Below are 3462 nucleotides of genomic sequence, written 5' to 3' on the forward strand. Positions count from 1 at the left end.
GTCCCGCACCCGGTGCGGGACCGTCGGGGCACGGGACCGGCGGATCAGTGGACCGTGCTGAAGCTGCGCCAGGGCAGGGAGCTGGGCGCCTTCTGGTCGGTGAGCGTGGTGGCCAGGTAGGTCGTACCGGGTCCGGTGCAGTCCCGGGTCCGGTACAGGATGATGTCGATCAGGGTGCCGTTCTCCACTTCCTTGGCACCTGACGGGTCGAGCCGGTGACAGCCCCGCACCGAGGGGCTGTTCACCATGACCACGGCCTCCCGCTCGGTCGTGTAGGTGACCGGACCGACCGCGGTCCGGCCGAGGCCCGAGCAGCCCGCGACGGTGAGGGTCAGGAGCGCGGTCCCGGCGGCGATGCGGAGACGGCGCCGTCGGTTGTCGATCACGGGCATGGGCAGGTCCTCGTCTGTCTCGTCCGGCACATCCGTACGCACTCCGTCACGCGTCCCCGTACGCCACGGGGGTACGTGCTGACGCTGGTCACCTTGCCCGCTGCCCGGCGGCCCGGCATCCGGGAGGCGGCCGGGCGGGCGACAGGTGGGCGGACAGAGGTTCGACCGGTGTCGAAAACGGGCATATTGTGGTAATAGCCCCTCTCGGGGCGTGCAATGAGTGTCCGGGCAGCGACTGCCCGGGCTGAATGCCCGGCGTTTCCGGCCGGCAGTGACAGGGGGCCGTCATGGTCCAGGAGCTCTTGGTCGCATTGGTTGTGGTGGTCCTGGCGGGTGTCGCCTACACGGCGGCCGCCGCCCGGGTCGTCAAGCAGTACGAGCGCGGTGTGGTGCTCAGGTTCGGCCGGCTCCGCAACGATGTCCGGGGGCCGGGATTCACCATGGTCCTCCCCGGGGTGGAACGGCTGCGCAAGGTCAACATGCAGATCGTGACGATGCCGGTGCCGGCCCAGGACGGGATCACCCGGGACAACGTCACGGTGCGGGTGGACGCGGTCATCTACTTCAAGGTGGTCGACGCGGCGAGCGCCGTCGTCGAGGTGGAGGACTACCGGTTCGCCGTCTCCCAGATGGCACAGACGTCGTTGCGTTCGATCATCGGCAAGAGCGATCTGGACGACCTCCTCTCCAACAGGGAGAAGCTCAACCAGGGTCTGGAGCTGATGATCGACAGCCCCGCGGTCGGCTGGGGCGTGCAGATCGACCGGGTGGAGATCAAGGACGTCTCGCTCCCGGAGACGATGAAACGCTCCATGGCGCGTCAGGCCGAGGCGGACCGTGAGCGGCGCGCCAGGGTCATCAACGCGGACGCGGAGCTCCAGGCGTCCAAGAAGCTGTCCCAGGCGGCGGCCGAGATGTCCTCCCAGCCCGCGGCACTCCAGCTGAGGCTGCTCCAGACCGTGGTGGCGGTGGCAGCGGAGAAGAACTCGACACTGGTGCTGCCGTTCCCGGTGGAGCTGCTCCGCTTCCTGGAGCGGGCTCAGCAGCCGGCGCCGCCGCAGCCCGTGGAGGCCGCGCCGCAGCCGCAGGCCCCGGCCGGGACGCCGCCGGGGGAGCCTGCGGACGCGCCGTCGCCCATGCCCCGTACGCCGTCCGGAGCGGACGCCGGAGCGGAGGCCGTCGCGGAGCCCGGGCCATCGCCCGCACCGCCGTCGCCGGGCCGTTCGACGCCGGCTGCGGGGCCCGCGCCCCGGCCCAACGGTTCGAAGCCGCTCGCCAGGCACTGAGGATGCCGCCGCACAGCCCGCCGCCCCTGTCCGAGCCGAGGGGGCGGCGGGCGGAGCGCTGTCAGACCTCCCGCCTAGACTCGCGAGTCAGAGGGATCCGGCATCGCCGGCACCGAGGAGGTGCCGGGTAGCAGGACCTGCGGAGCCCGTGACCAGGGCCTTGGACATTGAGGGGAGGGGCCGGTGGCCATCACACCGCCGCCGCAGGACGCGGCCGTCGGCCGTCTGCTGCGGTGCGCCGCCGTTTTCCTTCCCGCTGCGCTGCCGAGGGAGGGCCGCATCGCGTTCTGGGACCCGGAAGGCGCCCCGCTCCCCGGCGCCGTCGAAACGGGCGGCGTCGCGACCGGCTCTGTTTCCGGCTCCGGCGCTGTCCTTGGTTCCGGTTCCGACTCCGGCGGGCGAACCCCGGAGATCTCGGAGATCACGGTCGCCCGTCGGCACGGCGGCCGGGCCGACGACGTCCGTCCGCACACCGTGCCGGCCCTCGTGTTCCCCCTGGCCGACGCCGTGCCCCTGCTGGCCCGCGCCCGGCACCAGCAGTCCGCGCACCCCGCCACCCGTTGCTGGGGCGCCGCCGCACTGCACGCGCTCCATCTGGTGGCCCGCGGCCGGATGCTCCCCGGGCTGACGCCCGACGACCACGACGCCTGGCGGGCAGGGCCGCGCGCCGCCGAGGACATCGCCCATCTGCGCGCGGTCGCCGCGGCCATGCCCGCCGAGGGGTACGCGGTGCCGTTCCCCGGCCGCACCCCGCTCCAGGTGCCCGACCCCGAGCCGCTCATCGGCTCGTTCCTCGACGCGGTGGCCGACACCCTGCCCCGGACACCCGCGGCGGCCTTCGCCATGGGGGCGCCCTTCGCCGCCCAGGAGGCCCAGCACCTGCCCGGCGCCCGCGAGTGGGCCGTGGAGGTCGCGGCCGGACTGGACGCGGGCGTCCGGGTGTCACTGCGCCTGGACCTCTCGGCGTACGAACTCTTCGACACATCCGATTCCGCCGGCACCGACGGCCAGGGCGATACGACCGGGGCCGACGAGGACGACTTCGCCGGCCCGGCAGGCAGCTCCGGCGACGGCGGACCGTCCGCCGCACGCCATGCCGCCGCGGCCATCACCCAGGTGCACAGCCTCGCCGATCCGACCTATGTCGTCGACGCCGCCGCACTGTGGAACGGCGGGGCGGGCGAGCCCTTCGGCCCGCGGGCCCGGATCGACGCCGTGCTCGCGCTGCGCCGCGCCGCCCGTGTCTGGGCCCCGCTGGAACGGCTGCTGGACCAGCCCGTCCCCGACGTACTGGCCCTCACCGAGGACGAGCTGTACGAGCTGCTGGGCGATGCCGGAGCCCGGCTGTCGGCCGCAGGCGTGAGCGTGCACTGGCCCCGCGAGCTGGCCCGTTCGCTCACCGCCGCAGCCGTGGTGCGCACCGCGCCCGGCACCGCCACCGACGGCACGGCGTTCTTCGACGCCGAGCAGCTCTTCGCCTTCAACTGGCAGCTCTCGCTGGGGGACCAGCAGCTCACCGAGGCCGAGATGGACGTGCTCGCCGAGGCGCACCGGCCCGTCGTGCGGCTGCGGGACCAATGGGTCGTCGTCGACCCGGCGCTCGTACGCAAGGCGCGCAAGCGGGAGCTCGGCCTGCTCGATCCGGTGGACGCCCTCGCCGTCGCCCTGACCGGCAGCGCCGAGGTCGACGGCGAGCAGGTCGACGCCGTGCCGGTCGGGGCGCTGGCCGCGCTCCGCAGCCGCATCGTCGACGACGACACCACGATCGCACCGCCGCCCGGCCT

General features: G+C 73.6%; 3 protein-coding genes. 2 read left to right on the forward strand and 1 reads right to left on the reverse strand.

What is annotated here, in order from left to right; all coding sequences use genetic code 11:
- Nucleotides 1-44: 44 nt before the first annotated feature.
- Nucleotides 45-392, reverse strand: a complete 348-nt coding sequence (locus tag ACFVW8_RS25840; protein ID WP_389693982.1) for a hypothetical protein — start codon at nucleotides 390-392, stop codon at nucleotides 45-47.
- 287 nt (nucleotides 393-679) lie between these two features.
- On the opposite strand from ACFVW8_RS25840, the gene ACFVW8_RS25845 reads away from it, so the two are divergent.
- Together ACFVW8_RS25845 and ACFVW8_RS25850 are read left to right on the forward strand one after the other, a co-directional pair.
- Nucleotides 680-1678, forward strand: coding sequence for an SPFH domain-containing protein (locus tag ACFVW8_RS25845; protein ID WP_389693930.1), 999 nt, complete (start codon nucleotides 680-682; stop codon nucleotides 1676-1678).
- Nucleotides 1679-1861: 183 nt separating this feature from the next.
- The coding region (locus ACFVW8_RS25850; protein ID WP_389693932.1) for an SNF2 helicase-associated domain-containing protein at nucleotides 1862-3462 on the forward strand (1601 nt) is incomplete at its 3' end.

The organism is Streptomyces sp. NPDC058221 (assembly GCF_042882365.1).
GTDB lineage: Bacteria > Actinomycetota > Actinomycetes > Streptomycetales > Streptomycetaceae > Streptomyces.

Excerpts from the sequence above, each read along its gene's own strand:
- ACFVW8_RS25840 (WP_389693982.1), bottom strand. The coding sequence starts at position 392 with ATGCCCGTGATCGACAACCGACGGCGCCGTCTCCGCATCGCCGCCGGG.
- ACFVW8_RS25845 (WP_389693930.1), top strand. The coding sequence starts at position 680 with ATGGTCCAGGAGCTCTTGGTCGCATTGGTTGTGGTGGTCCTGGCGGGT.